This is a genomic window from Enterobacter cloacae complex sp. P6RS, from assembly GCF_014982245.1.
Taxonomy (GTDB): domain Bacteria; phylum Pseudomonadota; class Gammaproteobacteria; order Enterobacterales; family Enterobacteriaceae; genus Enterobacter; species Enterobacter bugandensis.
The window spans coordinates 63,284-82,443 of the sequence record NZ_JADCLB010000010.1 but is presented as its reverse complement, the minus strand read 5'-3'; the positions used below and the strand labels follow the sequence as shown (position 1 = coordinate 82,443).

Genomic DNA, 19,160 nt, shown 5'->3' with positions numbered 1-19,160 from the left:
CAACACCTTATTTTTTTCACAAATTTGAGAGCGGAATCTCAAATCATATCAAAAATAGACTTCAAGAGCACGTATAGAAATAGTCCAAATCCGAAACTATGTCACCTGAAACTTGCTCATAAAAACATCATTCCTGAAAAAATGTGTGCGATATCGCAGATAACTGCCTAATTTTGCGGAAGATCACTCATCCTCACGCATCCTCCTGGCAGAAAGCGACAGGGGATGAGTTTTTCCCGCCCGCCTACTGGCAAACTGGTCAAAAAATCCGCGACAGGAACCAGGAATGAAACGCACCGCAATAGCTTTTCTGATGTTACCCGCTCTGGCACATGCCGACTGGTCATCGCCGGGGTTTAACGCATTCCGCGCCGAAGGCACCGGGGTTTTCACCAGCCAGGCAAAGCTTACGAAGGGTACGCGTCCTCTGACGTTGGGTTTTGACAAGACGTGCTGGCAGCCTTCGGAGGCGATAAAACTCAATGAGATGCTGTCGCTCAAGCCCTGCGACGGGTCTCCGCCGCAGTGGCGCATTTTCCGCGACGGTGAATACCAGATGCGGATTGATACCCGATCCGGGACGCCCACGCTGCTGCTGACAATTCAGAGCACCGCAGAACAGCCGGTTGCAAGCGTTATCCGCCAGTGCCCGAAGTGGGACGGTAAGCCGCTGACGCTGGACGTCAGCCATACCTTCCCGGAAGGATCCGTCGTGCGCGACTACTACAGCAAACAGACGGCCACCGTACAAGATGGAAAAATCACCCTGCAGCCAGCCGCCAACAGTAACGGCCTGCTGCTGCTCGAGCGCGCCGAAACCGACAAACCAGCGCCGTTTAGCTGGCAAAACGCCACGGTCTATTTTGTACTGACAGACCGCTATGTGAATGGCGACCCGGGCAACGACAACAGCTACGGTCGCCACAAAGACGGCATGCAGGAAATTGGCACCTTCCACGGTGGCGATCTTAAAGGGCTCGCCAGCAGGCTCGACTATTTACAGCAACTGGGGGTGAACGCGCTCTGGATAAGTTCCCCGCTTGAGCAGATCCACGGCTGGGTAGGCGGTGGCACCAAAGGGGACTTCCCACACTATGCCTATCACGGGTACTACACCCAGGACTGGACGAAGCTCGATGCCAACATGGGCACCGAGGATGATCTGCGCCATCTTGTTGATGAAGCGCACAGGCGCGGCATTCGCATCCTGTTCGATATCGTCATGAACCACGCGGGCTACGCGACGCTTGCGGACATGCAGGAGTACCAGTTTGGCGCGCTGTATCTGCAGGGTGATGAGCTGAAAAAAACCCTGGGCGACCGCTGGACGGACTGGAAGCCGGGCGCGGGCCAAAGCTGGCATAGCTTCAACGATTACATCAACTTTAGCGACAAAGCCGCATGGGAAAAATGGTGGGGCAAGAAATGGATCCGCACCGACATTGGTGATTACGACAACCCCGGCTTTGACGATTTAACCATGTCGCTGGCGTTCCTACCTGATCTGAAAACGGAATCCACCGCCCCTTCCGGATTACCCAACTTTTATCAGCACAAGCCCGATACCCACGCGAAAGCCATCCCGGGATATACCCCGCGCGACTATCTCACCCACTGGCTCAGCCAGTGGGTGCGCGACTACGGCATTGACGGTTTCCGGGTGGATACCGCGAAGCACGTCGAGCTTGCGGCCTGGCAGCAGTTAAAGGACCAGGCTAGTCAGGCGCTGGCCGCGTGGAAAGGGGCCAACCCGGACAAAAAGCTCGATAACGCACCGTTCTGGATGACCGGCGAGTCCTGGGGTCACGGAGTGATGCAAAGCGACTATTACCGCCACGGTTTCGACGCGATGATCAACTTTGATTATCAGGAGCAGGCGGCAAAAGCGGTGGATTGCCTGGCCGATATGGATCTCACCTGGCAGCAAATGGCGGAAAAGCTGCAAAGCTTCAACGTGCTGAGCTATCTCTCCTCCCATGACACACGCCTGTTCCGCGAAGGAGGCCAGCGCGCTGCGCAGCTGCTCCTGCTGGCACCGGGCAGCGTACAAATCTATTACGGTGATGAATCCGAGCGTCCGTTTGGCCCGACGGGGTCTGACCCGCTGCAGGGTACCCGCTCGGATATGAACTGGCAGGACGTGACGGGCAAGCAGGCCTTAACCGTCGCCCACTGGCAAACGCTGGGCCAGTTCCGCGCCCGCCATCCGGCGATCGGTGAAGGCAAGCAAACCACGCTTTCGCTGAAAGAGGCGTACGGCTTCGTGCGCGAGCACAAGGGCGATAAGGTGATGGTGGTATGGGCGGGTAATCAATAATTACCCCCCCCTCACCCTGGCCCTTTTCCCGCATGGGGAGTGAGCCGGGGGTGAGGGGTGAAACCCACCAGAACTATTCACTACAAAAATCCCTCTCGGCCATACAAAACAACAAATCCGACCACATCTCCCGATTTGCACCAGCACAGTGCTAGCGTTATGGTTACCCACTTTCAAAATAAGCTCGATAGAACACCTGCTATGACGTTTTCACTTTTTGGCGACAAATTCACCCGCCATTCAGGCATTACACGCCTGATGGAGGACCTCAACGACGGGCTGCGCACACCGGGTGCCATCATGCTCGGCGGCGGAAACCCGGCGCAAATTCCGGAGATGACAACCTATTTCCAGACGCTGCTCGCGCAGATGCTGGAAAACGGCAAAGCGACCGATGCGCTCTGCAATTACGACGGTCCGCAGGGTAAAACCGAGCTACTGACTCTCCTTGCCAAAATGCTGCGTGAAGAGCTGGGCTGGGATATCGAACCACAGAATATTGCACTAACAAACGGCAGCCAGAGCGCGTTTTTCTACTTGTTTAACCTCTTCGCAGGGCGTCGTGCCGACGGCACCACCAAAAAGGTGCTGTTCCCGCTGGCACCGGAGTATATCGGCTATGCTGATTCCGGCCTGGAAGAGGATCTGTTCGTCTCCGCGCGCCCGAACATCGAGCTGCTGCCGGAAGGCCAGTTCAAATATCACGTCGATTTTGAACACCTGCATATTGGCGAAGAGACGGGCATGATCTGCGTATCACGCCCGACTAACCCAACGGGCAACGTGATCACCGATGACGAACTGATGAAGCTGGATGCGCTGGCAAATCAGCACGGCATTCCGCTGGTGATCGATAACGCCTACGGCGTACCGTTCCCGGGCATTATCTTCAGCGAAGCACGTCCGCTGTGGAACCCGAACATTGTCCTGTGCATGAGCCTCTCCAAGCTGGGTCTGCCGGGCAGCCGCTGCGGCATCATCATCGCCAACGAGAAAATCATCACCGCCATAACCAATATGAACGGCATTATCAGCCTTTCACCAGGCGGTATCGGTCCGGCGATGATGTGCGAAATGATCAAACGCAACGACCTGCTGCGTCTGTCTAATGAAGTCATCAAACCGTTCTATTACCAGCGCGTTCAGGAGACGATTGCGACGCTTCGCCGCTACTTACCGGAAGAACGCTGCCTGATCCACAAACCTGAAGGAGCGATTTTCCTGTGGCTGTGGTTTAAGGATTTGCCGATCACTACAGAACTGCTCTATCAGCGACTGAAAAAGCGTGGCGTGCTGATGGTGCCGGGCGATTACTTCTTCCCGGGTCTGGATAAGCCGTGGCCGCACACGCACCAGTGCATGCGCATGAACTACGTGCCCGATCCGGCAAAAATCGAAGCGGGCGTCAAAATTCTCGCCGAAGAAATTGAAAAAGCGTGGCACGAAGGCAGCCAGTAACACGCTACCCCTCACGCACGTTAAAACCCAGCTCTTTTGATATCGCCTCTGCCGTTTCGCGCAGAGGCTTGAGCAGGTTTTTCTCGCCAACCTGCTTCATGCGGGACGTCGACAACGAAATGGAGATCGCGAAAGCGGCATGATGGTCATCAAGCCGTCCGGCGTGGAGTACGACGTGATGACGGCGGAGGATATGGTGGTGGTGAACATTGCCACCGGTCTGGTGGTCGAAGGCAGTAAAAAACCCTCCTCTGATACACCAACCCATCTGGCACTGTATCGCCGTTATCCGGAGATTGGCGGCATCGTACATACCCATTCCCGCCACGCCACCATCTGGTCGCAGGCGGGACAGGATTTACCCGCCTGGGGCACGACACACGCAGACTATTTCTACGGAGCGATCCCCTGCACGCGGCTGATGAAGAGTGCGCCTATATGGGCCTGTTCTCACGCCAGCTCGCACCACAGTTACCGGCTATGCAGCAGGCGCTGCTGGACAAGCATTATCTGCGCAAGCACGGGGCGAACGCCTATTACGGGCAGTAATCAACCGGAATTAATATGCTCCTTACAGTACCGCCGTTTCCAGACGGCGGGGGTTAACCCGGTATGCTTCGAGAATATCTGCCGGAAATATCCCACGTCGTTAAAGCCGCAGCGCGCTGCGACCTCGGTTAATGACGCAGCGTCGTTGAGCAGGAGTTTTTCCGCCGCCCTGACGCGCTGGCGATGTATCGCCTCCGTCAGGGTTAAATGGAAAGTCCGGCGAAAGACGCGCCCGAGATAATCTGCATTACAGTGCAACGCTTTTGCCAGCTGCGAGGTGGATATCGGTAAATGAAACTGCGTGCGAATAAGCTGTTTTGCCTTCCATGCCATCGCCGCGCCGGCCTGATCTGCGCTGTCTTCATATCCTGAAGAGTTCGACACCTGCTGTAAAATCAATAATAAAATCATCTCCAGCGCCATGCTACGCCGTAATTTCTCCTGCTCGCTGAGGAATTGACGAAAGAGCGCAATCACATATTCCGCATCCCTTACGCGGCAGTGTTGTTCTATTGCCAGAGAAGCAGCGTTGGGTAACGTTGGATCTTGCGGCTCCACCTCAAAATGCAGCCAGTAAAAGCGCAGGTCCGCCGGGAAATCCTCCACGCCCACATGCCGACGCTGCGGCCAGAGCAATAAACTCTCTCCCGCATTAACATCAAAAACATGATTTTCTTCCTGGATCGTTAAAGTCCCTTTTTCGACAAAAATAATCTCCCACGATGTTAATTTTCGCGCAGGGTGGCGGCCCACTCCGCGGGAGATAAATAGCCCGCCATTTTGAACCTTAACCGGAAGCGCTATGGATAATTCGAGCATGGATATTCACCATTCCGCTTTTATTGTCGTTAATATTCGACTTACCCGTTGATTATTAATCAATATTAAAATATCTGTCCGATCGAAATCACATTTTTATCATCAGGTCGGAATCGTCACCTTTTTATACTTTTCCCTTCCCTTGTTGGCCTTCCCGTTCGATGCAGAATAAAGAGGTACCCAGCATAAATACGATAATAAATTCGATCTCCGAGGAGTTACTTCATGACTTCCACACCGATTACAGACGCAGACGCTGCAAAACAGAAAGTCGATGACCGGCTGTCCGTCCGCGAGAAAATGGGCTACGGCCTGGGCGATGCGGGCGGCACGGTAATTACCTGCCTGATCATGAACTTTCTGACCTTTTTCTATACCGATGTATTTGGTCTCACCCCTGCGCTGGTGGGCACGCTGTTTATTGCCCTTCGCGTGTTTGACGCCATTTCCGATCCGGTGATGGGCGTCATTGCTGACCGCACGCAGAGCCGCTGGGGCCGATTTCGTCCCTGGCAGCTGTGGGTCGCCGTCCCGATAGGCATTATCGGCGTAATGACCTTCACCGTTCCGGAAGCCAGCATGGGCGTGAAAATCGCCTGGGCGTTCGGCACCTATTTGCTGTTATCCGTGGGCTATACCGCCATCAACGTGCCCTACTGCGCGCTGATCAACACCATGACCACCCGCCACAACGAGGTGATCGCCTGCCAGTCCTGGCGCTTTGTGCTGTGCGGCGTGGCGGGCTTTCTGGTCTCCGTTGGCCTGCCGTGGCTGGTAGCGGAGCTGGGTCAGGGCGATGCCGCGAAGGGTTATCAACTGGGCGTTGGCGTGCTGTGCGCTATCGCCGTGGTGATGTTCTTGTGCTGCTTCTTCTGGGTTCGCGAACGCGTTCCGCTGGCGCTGATGGGCAAATTCACCCTGCGCGAGCACCTGGCGGGCCTGCGTAAAAACGATCAGCTGCTGCTGATGTTGTTGATGTCGTTTCTGCTGATCAACGTCTTCAACATTCGCGGCGGTGGATATATGTACTTTATCACCTACGTACTTCAGGGCAGCACGGCGTACACCTCGCTGTTTTTCACCATGGTGACCTTTGCCGCTATTCTGGGCGCGGTGATCGTCAGCCCGCTGTCGCGCCGTATTGATACCGTCAAACTCTACTACTACACCAACCTGGTGCTCGCTGCGCTTGCGGTGGGCATGTGGTTTCTGCCGGGTGGCCCGGCGCACCAGACGCTATGGCTGATCGTTATTTTAAGCAACGGCGTGCTCCTGGGCTTCACCCTACCGCTGCACTTCTCGCTAATGGCCTTTGCCGATGACTACGGCGAGTGGAAAACCGGCGTGCGTTCGTCGGGCATGAACTTCGCCTTCAACCTGTTTTTCATCAAGCTTGCGTGGGCGTCAAGCGCCGGGATTATCAGCCTGGTGTTTATTGCCGTGGCCTATCAGCCAGGCGCGGGCAACCAGACGCCAGCCTCACTGCAGGGCATCACCGCCATGGAGACGCTGCTGCCTGCCCTTTTCCACCTGCTGCTGGCGGTCACTATCCGCTGGTGCAGGCTTAATAACCCAATGATGTCGCGCATTTCCACCGACCTGCGCCAGCGTCACGTACCGTCCTGAGGAGAACGCTATGTCCATAATGGAACCCGACCTGCACCAGCTGAAAATCAACGATCCGTTTCTCGGGCAATATCAACGGCTGGTCCGTGACGTGGTGATCCCTTACCAGTGGGATGCGCTTAACGACCGCGTGGCGGAGGCCGAACCCAGCCACGCCATCGCTAACTTCCGCATCGCGGCCGGGCTGGAACAGGGGGAGTTTTACGGGATGGTGTTTCAGGACAGCGACGTGGCGAAATGGCTCGAAGCCGTGGCGTGGTCGCTGTGCCAGAAGCCGGATGCAGCACTGGAAAAAACCGCCGACGAGGTGATTGAGCTGGTCGCGGCGGCGCAGTGTGAAGATGGCTACCTCAACACCTACTTTACGGTAAAAGCCCCCGAGGAACGCTGGACGAATCTGGCCGAATGCCACGAGCTGTACTGCGCCGGGCATATGATTGAAGCGGGCGTGGCGTATTTCCAGGGAACCGGAAAACGTCGCCTACTGGACGTGGTGTGCAGGCTGGCGGACCATATCGACAGCGTGTTTGGCCCGGGAGAAACACAGCTACACGGTTACCCTGGTCACCCGGAAATCGAGCTGGCGCTGATGAGGCTGTACGACGTCACGCAGGAGCCGCGTTATCTCAATCTGGTGAAATACTTTATTGAAGAACGCGGCGCGCAGCCTCACTTCTACGATAGCGAATACGAGAAGCGCGGCAAAACATCTTACTGGAACACCTATGGTCCGGCGTGGATGGTCAAGGACAAAGCCTACAGCCAGGCGCATCTGCCCCTTGCGGAACAACAAACGGCCGTCGGCCATGCCGTGCGTTTCGTCTATCTGATGGCGGGCATGGCGCATCTGGCGCGCCTGAGCAACGACGAGGGGAAACGCCGGGACTGTCTGCGTCTGTGGAACAACATGGCGCAGCGCCAGCTGTACATTACCGGCGGGATTGGCTCGCAGAGCAGCGGGGAGGCGTTCAGCAGCGATTACGATCTGCCCAACGATACGGTGTACGCCGAAAGCTGCGCCTCAATCGGCCTGATGATGTTCGCCCGCCGGATGCTGGAGATGGAGGCAGACGGCCACTACGCCGACGTGATGGAGCGCGCGCTGTACAACACGGTGCTGGGCGGGATGGCGCTGGACGGTAAGCATTTCTTTTATGTCAATCCACTGGAAGTGCATCCGAAAACGCTGGCCTTTAACCATATCTATGACCACGTGAAGCCGGTGCGTCAGCGCTGGTTCGGCTGCGCCTGCTGCCCGCCTAATATCGCCCGCGTGCTGACCTCGCTGGGGCACTACATTTATACCGTTCGTCCGGATGCGCTGCTGATAAACCTGTACGTGGGGAACGACGTCGCCATTCCGGTGGGCGATAACGCCCTACAGCTGCGCATTAGCGGTAACTATCCGTGGCAGGAGCAGGTGAAGATTGAAATCACCTCGCCGGTTCCGGTCACCCACACGCTGGCACTCAGGCTGCCGGACTGGTGCGCGGAGCCTGCCGTTTCGCTGAATGGCGAAGCCATGACCGGTGAAGCGTCACGCGGATATCTCTACCTCAACCGCCGCTGGCAGGAAGGCGACACCCTGACCCTGACGCTACCGATGCCGGTCCGCCGCGTGTACGGTAACCCCCAGGTGCGCCAGCAGGCAGGTAAAGTCGCGCTACAGCGCGGGCCGCTGGTTTACTGCCTGGAAGAAGCTGATAACGGCGCCAACCTGCATAACCTCTCCTTGCCCCGAGATAGCGAGTTCCGGGTGTATGAAGGCAAAGGCATTTTCGCGCATAAGATGCTGATACAGGCTGAGGGGATTGGGTGCCAGGCAAAGGAAACGGATGCGCTGTGGCAGTACGACCGCTCGCCGGTACAGCGTCAGCCCCGGACGTTGACCTTTATTCCCTGGTTTAGCTGGGCTAACCGGGGAGAAGGGGAAATGCGGATATGGGTGGATGAAGGCTGAATAGCGGCGGTCTGTTGCCCTCACCCACGGGAGAGGTTGAACGCTATGGCAGCACGCGACGTGCTGCCTCAGCCAGAAATGCGCTTCGATTACCGAACTGAGGATGCTCGCTAACAAAGGAATCAATCTTTACCAGCAAACGTCGAGGCATCGTGATGTTGATACGCTCGGCTCTGCCGTCAAACTGCTTCATATTAATATCCACCAGCAACCATTGCCCGCCCGTGAAGTCGTCAGGGTGATTTTCAAGGTGCACTTCGACATTTCCCGGAAGAGGCAATGCTTCATCCATTTCAAACAGCGCTTCGAAGTGCGCGGTGAGCGCCTCACGTGCATCCTGAAAAGCGTCGTCCAGGGAATCACCTGCAAAAAAACAGCCTGGAACGTCAGGAAAAAAGCCGCTGGCGCTACCGTCGGTGTCAGAATGAATGTAAGCCGGATAAAACATAACTACTCCTGATATCAGTGTTTAATTCCCGCCTGCCGCCATATCTGCGCGAGCGTGCCCGGTTTAATATCCTTCTTAGGATGTGGGACAGTAACCAGCCCTTTCTGTTCGGGATGGCGAAACTGATGATGGCTTCCTTTCGTTCTGACACATTTCCAGCCGTGGCCGATCAGAACGGTAATGACATCCGCACTTTTCACATCCCAGTCCTTCCATGATTATACACATGATACACACCATTGCTATCGGGTCGAATCACATTAGCGCATAAGGAACATCAGTGCAGCCGTGTTTTGGCGGAACAGGAAGAAGCATCGAGAAATGAAAAAGGAATACGTTGTATTGCAGATAAAAATGCAGGCAAGATCGTAGGCCGGGCAAGGCAACGCCGTCGCCCGGCTTTACCGCATCAGAAGCGCCAGGTCAGGCCGGTCATTAGCGCGAAGCTATCATCGCGGTCGATCATCGGGCTGTTCTTCACGTCATCAGGCAACACGGTGTAGACCGCGCTGGCGTTGAGGTACAGCTTCTGGGTTAACTGATATTTAGCTACCAGACCAACGTAGGGCGTCCAGCTGTCACCGGCGGTGTATTGATCCAGCCCTGAGCGGCGTGACTCGCTGCCGGATACGCCGTAGTAGTAGTCGTTATAGCTCTCGTCGCTGTAAAAAACACCGACAGAAGGCGTCAGGGTCAAACGCTCCATCCTGATTGGACGGAAGTAGGATACCTCGCCCACCACGCCGCCGCTTTCATCCGTGGCATCGCCTGAAACCGCCACTTTCAGAGAACCCCAGCTTTCGTGGCGGTAGTACGCACCGCCGAGGAACGCAGAGGCTTTACGCTCATCAAGCTGCTTCATCTGGTGGTCGTCGTTATCATCCGGATCAAAATGCAGCGGCATCCAGGATGCGGTCAGGCTGAGTTCATTTTTTGCGTCTTTCCACAGGATCCATCCGCCCGTGGTCTGGCGAACATAGAAGCGATCGCCCTCATAGCTAATTAACGGCACCGCGGTGGTATTTTCGTTATAGCCTTTATAAGGAGACTCATTAAATACGGCCCCCGCGCCAAGTGAAAAGTCACCGGCCATTGCAGAAGAGGTTGCAAATAACGTGGCAGCAATCAGTAAATTGTATTTAATAGTCATGTGAAGTAATCCATTTATACGCCAAATAAGCGGGGCGAATAATAATGGTTACAAATTTGCCGGTGCAACGCTGCAGTTTATATAATATTATATATAAAACCATATAGATGGGTGCGCATGATGAATAAATTACAGCTAAAGCCACGCGAGTTAAAAATAATCTCCGTCATCGCAGCCACCCACAGCATTGGTGATGCCGCCGCCCTGCTGGGCATGGCGCAGGCCAACGTCAGTAAATATCTCTCGGATTTTGAAACGCGGGTTGGGCTTAAGGTTTTTGAGCGCACGACCCGCCAGCTCGCTCTGACGCAGTTCGGTGAGGCGTTGCTCCCTTATGTCGACGCCACGCTGGACAAAAACACGCAACTTATTAATTTCATTGCCGATTATAAGCATGAAAAGCGTGGAAAAGTCACGATTTACGCCCCAACGGGCATTGTGACCTATCTCGCGCGCCACGTGATCCACCAGATAAAGGACATCGGGGACATTCGCATTTCCCTAAAAACCTACAACCTGGACCGCAACGAATATTCAGAAGGTGTGTCCTTCCCGGATGACTGTGATATTTTAATTACCTATGCTCAGCCAAAAGATGAAAGTCTGGTCGCCAGCGTATTAACAAAATATTCCGTCACTGCATTCGCAACCCAGGAATATTTAAATAAACATCCTTTAACCGGACCTGAAGATTTAATTAATCACTCCTGTATTCTGATCGACTCCATGCTGGTCGATGACGCCAATATCTGGCGTTTTCGCATGCATGGCAGTGATGATGTGCATGATTATCGGGTAACCGGAAACTATATTTGCGACAATACCCAGACGGCCCTGGAGCTGGCAAGAAATAACCTTGGCATTGTGTTCGCGCCGAAAGAAAGCCTGAAGAAGGAATTAACGCAAGGCACGCTGGTCCCCTGTTTCCCGCATCAGGAAGAGTGGTGGCTCGATCTGACCGCCATCTTCCGCAAGCGCGAATATCAGCCCTGGCGCGTACAATATGTTCTGGATGGTGTCCTCAACTGCCTGCGCCAGCAAATTGCTCAGGCCGTCCATGGACGGCCTGAACTGGGCGATTAGAATAGCCCCAGCGGTTTATCGGAGTAGCTGACAAGCAGACATTTCGTCTGCTGGTAATGCTCCAGCATCATCTTGTGCGTTTCACGCCCGATGCCCGATTGCTTATACCCGCCAAATGCCGCGTGAGCCGGATAGGCGTGGTAGCAGTTGGTCCATACGCGCCCTGCCTGAATGCCTCTGCCCATTTTATAGGCCAGATTACCGTTACGGCTCCAGACTCCCGCTCCCAGGCCATACGGCGTGTCGTTGGCAATCTCCAGCGCCTCCTCCATCGTTTTGAAGGTAGTCACCGCCAGCACCGGTCCGAAAATCTCCTCCTGGAAGACGCGCATGTTGTTCTGCCCGAACAGGATCGTCGGCTCAAGGTAATACCCTTCCTGCAGATCCCCGCCGAGCACCTTACGCCGACCGCCGGTCAGGATATCCGCCCCTTCCTTCTTGCCGATATCGATGTAGTTGAGGATAGTCTCCAGCTGGCCATGCGAGACCTGCGCCCCCATCTGCGTAACATTATCGAGCGGGTTACCGCTGCGGATAGACTCGACGCGGCGAATGGCCCGCTCCATAAAGCGCTCGTAGATGGACTCCTGCACCAGCGCGCGGCTTGGGCAGGTGCAGACTTCGCCCTGGTTAAAGGCAAACAGCGCAAACCCTTCCAGCGCCTTGTCGAAGAAAGCGTCCTCTTCCTCCATCACGTCCGCGAAGAAGATGTTCGGGGACTTCCCGCCCAGCTCCAGGGTCACCGGAATGATGTTTTGCGTGGCGTACTGCATAATCTGCTGGCCCACTTCCGTCGACCCGGTAAACGCCACTTTAGCGATCCGTTTTGAGGTGGCCAGATATTCCCCTATCTCACCGCCCGCGCCGTTCACCACGTTAATCACCCCCGGCGGCAGAAGATCGGCAACAATTTCCATCAGCAGCAGAACAGAGAGCGGGGTTAAACGCGCCGGTTTAAGCACAATGCAGTTCCCGGCGGCCAGCGCGGGCGCCATTTTCCAGCTCGCCATCAGCAGCGGGAAGTTCCACGGAATAATTTGCCCGACGACCCCCAGCGGCTCGTGGAAGTGGTACGCCACGGTGTCGCTATCTACCTCGCTTATTCCTCCCTCCTGCGCGCGAATACAGGAGGCAAAATAGCGGAAGTGGTCGATAGCCAGCGGCACGTCTGCCGCCATCGTTTCCCGGATCGGCTTGCCGTTATCCCAGGTTTCCGCCGTCGCCAGCAGCTCCAGGTTCTGCTCCATCCGGTCGGCGATTTTGAACAAAATGGCCGCGCGCTCCTGAACGGAGGTATGGCCCCATTTATCTTTCGCTTTGTGCGCCGCATCCAGCGCCAAATCGATATCCCGCTTGCCGGAGCTGGCAATCTCGCACAGCGGCTGGCCGGTAATGGGGGTCAGGTTGGAATAGTATTCGCCGTCGACGGGGGCCACCCAGTCGCCGCCGATAAAATTGTCATAACGGGGCTTCAGCTTGAGGGGAAAACCATACTCGCCGGGCTGGATACGCGAAGAGGGAGGATTGTTTGTCATGACCGTCTCCTTGCTGTTGGTGTACAACAAGGGTAGTCCCGGCTGGCGGTTTTCTCGCCAGTGGGTGACGGGTTTACGAGCCGTATCACGGATTACCGTACTTTACGTTTCGTTCCTGCCACTGAGCCATACTTAACAGCTCAAGGGCTCATGAGGAACGATGCGATGCAGCTGTTTATCGGTTTTGACGTAGGCGGAACCCACATCAAACACGGCGTGATTGATGAAAATGGCAAGGAGCTGACGACGGACGAGTACGATACTCCTGAGGATAAAAACACCTTCAAAAAGAAGTGGAAAGCGGTAGTTGAAGCGTATCAGGACGAACACGACATCGTCGGTATCGGCGTGAGCTTTCCCGGCCATATTAACCACCACAGCGGCGAAGCGGCAAAAGCGGGCGCACTCGACTATCTCGACGGCGAAAACCTGTGCGAACTCTTCGCCGGGCTGACCGACCTTCCCGTCACCGTGGAAAACGACGCCAACTGTGCGGCGCTGGGCGAGCGCTGGCAGGGCGCGGGTAAGGACTACGAGCATTTCGTCTGCATCACCATCGGCACGGGCATCGGTGGCGGGATTGTGATGGAAGGCGATCTTTATCGCGGGTCGCATTACCGCGCCGGCGAATTTGGCGTGCTGCCCGTGGGTAGTAACGGCGAACCCATGCATGAAGTGGCGTCGGCCAGCGGCCTGATGAAAGCCTGTCGTCGCGCGCTGGCCGTATCAGAAGAAGAGATGCCTCACGGCGAGGAGCTGTTTAAACGCATGGAGAGCGACGTGCATCTGCGTGAGGCCATTGAGGAGTGGGCCCATTACCTCTCGCGCGGCGTTTACAGCGTAATCTCAATGTTCGATCCACAGGCAGTGCTGATTGGCGGCGGGGTAAGCGAGCAGGAGAAAATCTATCTCCTGCTCGATAAGTACCTGCAGCGATTCGAGGAGTGGGAGGCACTCAAGGTGCCCATTCTGCCCTGCGAGCTGGGTAACCAGGCGGGGAGGCTGGGCGCGGTATGGCTGGCTAAGCAGAAACTCTCCCGCCGCACGTAGCGTTCAGGGGAAAAGCTGCGCGTCGCGAAGCAGATGGTCATTACCCCGGCGACGCGTAAAACCGATGCGGTTGAAATATTCCAGGATCTGGATCGCCAGCTTGCGGCCAACGTTTAGCCGGTCGCGGAAATCGGCTGCGCAGGTGGAGCCGCGCGCCTGATCCAGTTCGCGGATCAGGTTAGCAAACGCCACAATGCGATCGTTACGGTAATAACGATCTTTCACGATCGCGACTATCAGCCCCTGCTGCGCCGCATGGCGCAATACCTGGCGCATCACCTGCTCGTCGGTGTTCGTTTCACGCGCCAGATCGCGAACCCACCACGGCTCATCGCCAAACAGTGAGGCCACTTTTTGCCAGATTGCCTCCTGCTCTGCGGTGAACCCGGCTTTATGATCCGGCAGGTGCAGCCAGCCGTGATGGCTTTTAATCACCCCGCTTTCGCGCATGTTTTCAATCAGCAGCAGCACCAGCGCATCGTCTTCCATCGGCAGCGCCATGCGTCGCAGGCGCTCGCGACCAGGACCGGGTTCATCCTGATGCTGTTCATGGTAAGTGGCGAGCGTGTTCAGGATCTTACGCTGCCAGTTTGCCGCAACCGGCGCATCGAGCAGGCTGTTGCCGGCCTGAATAAAGCCCGGCTGCTGGGTCAGCTGATGCAACCCTTCGCCGCTCAGCTGGCGTGCCCATGCAAAATCACTCAGGCTCACGGCCCCGCGCTCAAGATGCACCCGCAGCGCGGCGTTATCATCCTGAGCCTGTGCAAGCGCAGCCAGCCATTGCAGGTATTCAGGCTTACGCTTGCCGCGTCGCGGCGGGTTCAGCGTCACTACCCGCGCCCCGGCCAGCGTTTCCCGTGCGGAAATGTCCCGCAGTACCAGACGGTCGTTATCCGCCAGCCAGAGCGGCGAATCAAAAACCAGTTCGGCAAGATCGTTTTCCAGCAGGGACACGCGCCCGGTGATATGGCTGGCCGCGTGGTGAATATGCAGCGGCTGCCATTGGGTCAGCGGGACGTTTGTCTGCAGGGAGACGATGACGCGTTCAGACGGCTCGGGCGGGGCGTCGGCCAGCAGCCAGTCGCCGCGGTTAAGCTGCTCTTTTTCCGCATCCCCGGCAATGTTGAGCGCGATCCGCTGCCCGGCGTGGGCGTGGTCCGCAGGCTGATTTTGCGCATGTAAGCCGCGCACGCGCATCGGTTTATTAACGCCCGTCAGCCACAGGCTATCGCCCACCTTCACTTCACCGCTTAACGCCGTACCGGTGACCACCAGCCCCGCGCCTTTAACGGTAAACGCCCGGTCAATCGCCAGACGGAAGCGGTGATGGCTGGCGTGGTCTCGCGATGAGAGCTGCTGTAAATGGTGGCGAAGTTCGCCGATACCCCGCCCTTCTGTCGCTACGGTGACAAAAAGCGGTGCATCGGCAAAACCATATTCCCGTAAGGTCGCCTGCACCGCTTCGCGCACCTCGCTGACGCGCGCGTCGTCAACGCGATCGGCTTTCGTCAGCGCCACGGTCAGCTGCGGGTTGCCTGTCAGCTGGAGGATCGCCAGATGCTCACGGGTTTGCGCCATCACGCCGTCATCGCAGGCCACCACAAGCAGGGCATGGTCGATGCCCCCCACGCCCGCCAGCATGTTGGAAAGAAATTTTTCATGCCCCGGAACATCAATAAAGCCCAGCACGCGGCCATCGGGCTGGGGCCAGTAGGCATAGCCAAGATCGATGGTCATGCCGCGCTTTTTCTCTTCCGGCAGACGATCGGCGTTTATGCCGGTAATTGCCTGCAGTAACGTGGTTTTTCCGTGGTCGACGTGACCGGCGGTGGCAATAATCATTTCAACAACATCTCCAGAAATCGCTCTTCATCTTCAAGGCAGCGCAGATCCAGCCACATGCGGCCGTCGTAAATCCGTCCGATAACCGGCGTCGGCAGGCCACGCCAGCGCAACGACAGAGCCTCAAGACGGCTACCGCGCCCGTCACGCGGGGTGAAGGTGAGCGCTTGACTCGGCAGCCTGTCCACCGGCAGCGAACCGCTGCCAATTTGCGACTGGCAGGGCTCAATGCGAACGTCAAAATCGGGGTAGTGCGGGGCAACGCGCGGCAGCAGCCGTTCGGCCTGGGCGAGAATCGAGGCGGCATCCCGGCTTAACAGACGCAGCGTGGGCAGGCGGTCAGCCAGTTTTTCCGGGTGGAGATAGAGGCGCAGCGTCGCCTCCAGCGCGGCAAGCGTCATTTTATCGGCGCGCAGGGCGCGCTTGAGCGGGTGCTGCTGCAGCTGCGCAATCAGCTCGCGCTTGCCGACGATAATTCCGGCCTGCGGCCCGCCCAGCAGTTTGTCGCCGGAAAAGCTGACCAGGCTCACGCCCGCCGCAATCATCTCTTGCGGCATCGGCTCTTTAGGCAGCCCGTACTGGCTGAGATCCACCAGCGAACCGCTGCCGAGATCGGCAATCACCGGAATATTCAGCTCACGCCCAATCGCCGCCAGCTCGGCCTCTTCAACCGTTTTGGTGAAGCCTTCAATATGATAATTGCTGGTGTGGACCTTCATCAGCAGGGCGGTGTTTTCATTCACCGCCGCGCGATAATCTTTCGCATGGGTACGGTTAGTCGTACCCACTTCATGCAGCGTGCAGCCCGCCTGGCGCATCACGTCCGGGATGCGAAACGCCCCGCCAATCTCCACCAGCTCGCCGCGGGACACCACCACCTCTCTGCCGCTCGCGGTCGCCGCCAGCATCAGCAGCACCGCCGCCGCGTTGTTATTCACAATGCAGGCATCTTCCGCACCGGTTAGCTGGCAGAGCAGATCCGCCAGCGCGCGATCGCGATGCCCGCGCCCGGCACCGTCCAGATCGTACTCCAGCGTCACCGGCGAGCGCATGGCCTGCACGACCGCAGCCACCGCCTCTTCCGCCTGCTGGGCGCGTCCCAGGTTGGTGTGCAGCACGGTCCCCGTCAGGTTGACCACCGGGCGTAACGCGCTTTGCGCCTTCTCACCCAGCCGATGCTCAACTTCCTGCTCCCACGCTGTGCACCAGTCGGGCAAGGCGTTTTCGGCCTGGATATGGCCTCGGGCTTCGTCCTGAAGCAGACGTAACATCTCCACCGTCGCGGTATGGCCGAAGCGCTCAACGGCAGCGTGAATGCGGGGCTCGCGAAGAAGTCGGTCGGTCGCGGGGATCTGGCTGTACAGCGAATGATGAGTAGTCATGAAAGCGCCTGGCGAGTAAATATCTTCCCCCCTCCCGACGGGAGAGGGAGTTAACATATGGAGGGATTGTACCGCCTCCGACGCCGAAGTGTTATAACCCGCGTCAAGCCTTTGGCGGTTCGGTGCGGGCAAAGCTCTCGCGGCTAAAGAGCGTTTCTGCGAGTTTCACCAGCAGCGGACGGTCAACGCACCAGCCAGGGGACACCCGGCGGAAGTTGAGATAGCCGATGGCGCAGGCGATGGCGATGGTTGCCAGGTCCAGGCTGTCGGTGTGGATCTTGCCCTCCCGGATAAGCTTTTCGCACATATCCAGACTGCGGCTGATTTTTTCCCGCTGACGCAGCAGCTCGCTTTCTGACTGCTGGGCGGCGGGCCTTGCCTGCTCGCGAACGGAGGTGAGTGCTGCATCCATAATGCCGTCGGCCAGGGCTTCAATTTGCTTCACCGCCAGCGCCGCTTTAGGGTCAGACGGCAGCGTTGCCGGGGCAATGCCCAGCTGTTCGATATACTCCGCAATAATGGGGGAATCGAACCAGTATTCGCCCTCGTCCGTCACCAGCGCAGGAACTTTCCCCAGCGGGTTATACTGCGCGACGCCGTTTTCGGCGTTGTAGGGCTGTTCATTAACGAATTCAAATTCAATCCCTTTCTCCAGCAGGAGAATCGAGATTTTTCGCACGAAGGGACTGGTGTAGCTACCGATGAGTTTCATTGCCTGATCCTTGATGCCGGGAAAAAGTCAGTATGGATCAAGCGATGAAAAAAGGGCAGTTATGCGTGTCGCATTCCCGCCCCGGAAGGATTAGTGATCGAGATAGAGGTAGTGCATCCAGCTGGTCATACGCAGCAGCACTTTACGCATCACCGAGACGTGGGCGAAATGATCCGAATAGACCGCCACCTGGGCATAAATACCGTCCGGCAAAGCATCGACGTCGGCGTTAGGCTCCAGTTCAATCAGCGCCTGTACGCCATCCGTACCCGGCGCAACGGTCAGTGCCTGCAAGGCACCCTGCGCCTGATACGACCCGCCCGGCACTACCGGCAGAACGCTGGTGAGCTTACCGGTGAACACCTGGCCCGGCAGCGCGTTAAATACCACTTCCGCTTCATCGCCCGGCTTCAGACGCAGCAGCGAGTTCTGACGGAACTGGGCCACAATCTGGCGCTTCTGTTCAGGAATGAAGACCATCACCGGGCGCAGCGGCAGCGCGGCGGCATAGGTTCCCGGACGGATCAGCACCTGGGTGATATAGCCATTGCTCGGCGCGCGCACCACGGTCTGATCGAGGTTGTATTTTGCTTCAGCAAGCTGGGCGCGTAACGAGGCAATCTGCGACTGCTCGCCGTTCACCATGCTGTCCAGCTGGCTTTGAATCTGCGTCTGTTCAGCAACGGAGCCTTTCACCATGGCATCCTGCGCCAGATAGTTCTGCCGCGCGTTATCAATATCGCTTTCGGAGAACGGATTCACCTTCGCCTGGCTGCCTTTGAGGTAGCGCTGATAATCTTTATATAGTCGATCGCGCTCAGCGGAGACGCGTGTCGTATTGGCAACCGCTTCCGAAAGCTGCGCTTTCAGAGTGTCGATATTGTGCGTCGCGGTCACCAGGTCCGCCTTCAGTCTGTCGACGCGCGCCTGATAGCGGCCCGGATCCAGTTTAAATAACACTTCGCCTTTTTTAATGAGCTGGTTATTTTTATCGGTCACTTCAGTAACCACCCCCGTGACCTGCGGCGTAATCGGAATGGAAATTACCGCTTTTTGCGCCGTAAAGGTATACGGATGGTTATAGTTCATTAGCAGAATGAGTCCGGCAACAATAAACACTCCGCCTAACGTCGCGGTAGCAAGCGTCCACTGATTTACCGGAATACGGAATATTTTAAAGATTGCCCAGGCAAATGCCACATAGGTCAGAATAATCAACAGATCCATGA

At 56.9% G+C, this 19,160-nt stretch carries 15 protein-coding genes and 2 pseudogenes; 7 read left to right on the top strand and 10 right to left on the bottom strand.

The genetic code is table 11. The annotated features are described in order from the left end of the window. Positions 1 to 286 precede the first annotated feature (286 nt). Both INF73_RS06105 and avtA read left to right on the top strand, forming a co-directional pair. Positions 287 to 2,317: an alpha-amylase gene (locus INF73_RS06105; RefSeq protein ID WP_193541779.1), complete on the top strand. Its 2,031-nt coding sequence runs from the start codon at positions 287 to 289 to the stop codon at positions 2,315 to 2,317. Between the two features lie 201 nt (positions 2,318 to 2,518). Beyond that, complete coding sequence (gene avtA / locus INF73_RS06100) at positions 2,519 to 3,775, top strand: valine--pyruvate transaminase (protein ID WP_126327133.1); 1,257 nt, start codon at positions 2,519 to 2,521, stop codon at positions 3,773 to 3,775. Positions 3,776 to 3,779: 4 nt separating this feature from the next. Here the strand turns inward: avtA and INF73_RS06095 are convergent. Then, a pseudogene (locus INF73_RS06095) lies at positions 3,780 to 3,920 on the bottom strand (IclR family transcriptional regulator C-terminal domain-containing protein); the annotation flags it as partial. Between INF73_RS06095 and INF73_RS06090 the strand changes: the two are divergent. Next, positions 3,900 to 4,324: pseudogene (locus tag INF73_RS06090) on the top strand (class II aldolase/adducin family protein); the annotation flags it as partial. The pseudogenes INF73_RS06095 and INF73_RS06090 sit on opposite strands and share 21 nt — an antisense overlap. Here INF73_RS06090 and INF73_RS06085 read toward each other — a convergent pair. Further along, a complete protein-coding gene (locus INF73_RS06085) occupies positions 4,325 to 5,143 on the bottom strand; it encodes an AraC family transcriptional regulator (protein ID WP_193541777.1) in 819 nt (272 codons plus the stop codon). 225 nt (positions 5,144 to 5,368) lie between these two features. Here INF73_RS06085 and INF73_RS06080 point away from each other — a divergent pair, with 225 nt between their 5' ends. Beyond that, positions 5,369 to 6,769, top strand: coding sequence for an MFS transporter (locus INF73_RS06080; protein WP_193541775.1), 1,401 nt, complete (start codon positions 5,369 to 5,371; stop codon positions 6,767 to 6,769). A gap of 10 nt (positions 6,770 to 6,779) precedes the next feature. Then, positions 6,780 to 8,729: a glycoside hydrolase family 127 protein gene (locus INF73_RS06075; protein WP_193541773.1), complete on the top strand. Its 1,950-nt coding sequence runs from the start codon at positions 6,780 to 6,782 to the stop codon at positions 8,727 to 8,729. Positions 8,730 to 8,772: 43 nt separating this feature from the next. Here INF73_RS06075 and INF73_RS06070 read toward each other — a convergent pair whose 3' ends face one another. The 3 genes from INF73_RS06070 to INF73_RS06060 all read right to left on the bottom strand — a co-directional run bounded on the left by INF73_RS06070 (position 8,773) and on the right by INF73_RS06060 (position 10,327). Then, positions 8,773 to 9,177, bottom strand: coding sequence for a type II toxin-antitoxin system HicB family antitoxin (locus INF73_RS06070; RefSeq protein ID WP_045260040.1), 405 nt, complete (start codon positions 9,175 to 9,177; stop codon positions 8,773 to 8,775). A gap of 14 nt (positions 9,178 to 9,191) precedes the next feature. Next, positions 9,192 to 9,377, bottom strand: a complete 186-nt coding sequence (locus INF73_RS06065) for a type II toxin-antitoxin system HicA family toxin (protein ID WP_041911637.1) — start codon at positions 9,375 to 9,377, stop codon at positions 9,192 to 9,194. A 209-nt stretch (positions 9,378 to 9,586) separates the two neighbouring features. Next, on the bottom strand, positions 9,587 to 10,327 hold the full coding sequence (locus INF73_RS06060) for a MipA/OmpV family protein (protein ID WP_028015056.1): 741 nt from the start codon (positions 10,325 to 10,327) through the stop codon (positions 9,587 to 9,589). Between the two features lie 117 nt (positions 10,328 to 10,444). Between INF73_RS06060 and INF73_RS06055 the strand changes: the two genes are divergently transcribed. After that, on the top strand, positions 10,445 to 11,410 hold the full coding sequence (locus INF73_RS06055; protein WP_065366019.1) for a LysR family transcriptional regulator: 966 nt from the start codon (positions 10,445 to 10,447) through the stop codon (positions 11,408 to 11,410). On the opposite strand, the gene aldB is transcribed toward INF73_RS06055, so the two are convergent. Continuing rightward, positions 11,407 to 12,945: an aldehyde dehydrogenase AldB gene (gene aldB / locus INF73_RS06050; protein WP_059357124.1), complete on the bottom strand. Its 1,539-nt coding sequence runs from the start codon at positions 12,943 to 12,945 to the stop codon at positions 11,407 to 11,409. The two genes, INF73_RS06055 and aldB, sit on opposite strands and share 4 nt — an antisense overlap. Positions 12,946 to 13,110: 165 nt before the next feature. Between aldB and INF73_RS06045 the strand changes: the two genes are divergently transcribed. Next, on the top strand, positions 13,111 to 13,995 hold the full coding sequence (locus INF73_RS06045; protein ID WP_049001301.1) for an ROK family protein: 885 nt from the start codon (positions 13,111 to 13,113) through the stop codon (positions 13,993 to 13,995). Positions 13,996 to 13,998: 3 nt separating this feature from the next. Here INF73_RS06045 and selB read toward each other — a convergent pair whose 3' ends face one another. The 4 genes from selB to INF73_RS06025 form a co-directional block, all read right to left on the bottom strand. After that, positions 13,999 to 15,837 (bottom strand): selenocysteine-specific translation elongation factor, encoded by a 1,839-nt coding sequence (gene selB, locus INF73_RS06040; RefSeq protein WP_193541771.1) that lies wholly within the window; start codon positions 15,835 to 15,837, stop codon positions 13,999 to 14,001. Further along, positions 15,834 to 17,219, bottom strand: coding sequence for an L-seryl-tRNA(Sec) selenium transferase (selA, locus tag INF73_RS06035; protein WP_193541769.1), 1,386 nt, complete (start codon positions 17,217 to 17,219; stop codon positions 15,834 to 15,836). Before selA ends, selB begins: the two co-directional genes overlap by 4 nt. Positions 17,220 to 17,322: 103 nt before the next feature. Then, on the bottom strand, positions 17,323 to 17,931 hold the full coding sequence (locus INF73_RS06030) for a glutathione S-transferase (protein ID WP_193541767.1): 609 nt from the start codon (positions 17,929 to 17,931) through the stop codon (positions 17,323 to 17,325). 90 nt (positions 17,932 to 18,021) lie between these two features. Further along, a complete protein-coding gene (locus INF73_RS06025; RefSeq protein WP_028015049.1) occupies positions 18,022 to 19,158 on the bottom strand; it encodes an HlyD family secretion protein in 1,137 nt (378 codons plus the stop codon). Positions 19,159 to 19,160: the final 2 nt, after the last annotated feature.

Excerpts from the sequence above, each read along its gene's own strand:
- INF73_RS06105 (WP_193541779.1), top strand. The coding sequence starts at position 287 with ATGAAACGCACCGCAATAGCTTTTCTGATGTTACCCGCTCTGGCACAT.
- avtA (WP_126327133.1), top strand. The coding sequence starts at position 2,519 with ATGACGTTTTCACTTTTTGGCGACAAATTCACCCGCCATTCAGGCATT.
- INF73_RS06085 (WP_193541777.1), bottom strand. The coding sequence starts at position 5,143 with ATGCTCGAATTATCCATAGCGCTTCCGGTTAAGGTTCAAAATGGCGGG.
- INF73_RS06080 (WP_193541775.1), top strand. The coding sequence starts at position 5,369 with ATGACTTCCACACCGATTACAGACGCAGACGCTGCAAAACAGAAAGTC.
- INF73_RS06075 (WP_193541773.1), top strand. The coding sequence starts at position 6,780 with ATGTCCATAATGGAACCCGACCTGCACCAGCTGAAAATCAACGATCCG.
- INF73_RS06070 (WP_045260040.1), bottom strand. The coding sequence starts at position 9,177 with ATGTTTTATCCGGCTTACATTCATTCTGACACCGACGGTAGCGCCAGC.
- INF73_RS06060 (WP_028015056.1), bottom strand. The coding sequence starts at position 10,327 with ATGACTATTAAATACAATTTACTGATTGCTGCCACGTTATTTGCAACC.
- INF73_RS06055 (WP_065366019.1), top strand. The coding sequence starts at position 10,445 with ATGATGAATAAATTACAGCTAAAGCCACGCGAGTTAAAAATAATCTCC.
- aldB (WP_059357124.1), bottom strand. The coding sequence starts at position 12,945 with ATGACAAACAATCCTCCCTCTTCGCGTATCCAGCCCGGCGAGTATGGT.
- INF73_RS06045 (WP_049001301.1), top strand. The coding sequence starts at position 13,111 with ATGCAGCTGTTTATCGGTTTTGACGTAGGCGGAACCCACATCAAACAC.
- selB (WP_193541771.1), bottom strand. The coding sequence starts at position 15,837 with ATGATTATTGCCACCGCCGGTCACGTCGACCACGGAAAAACCACGTTA.
- selA (WP_193541769.1), bottom strand. The coding sequence starts at position 17,219 with ATGACTACTCATCATTCGCTGTACAGCCAGATCCCCGCGACCGACCGA.
- INF73_RS06030 (WP_193541767.1), bottom strand. The coding sequence starts at position 17,931 with ATGAAACTCATCGGTAGCTACACCAGTCCCTTCGTGCGAAAAATCTCG.
- INF73_RS06025 (WP_028015049.1), bottom strand. The coding sequence starts at position 19,158 with ATGGATCTGTTGATTATTCTGACCTATGTGGCATTTGCCTGGGCAATC.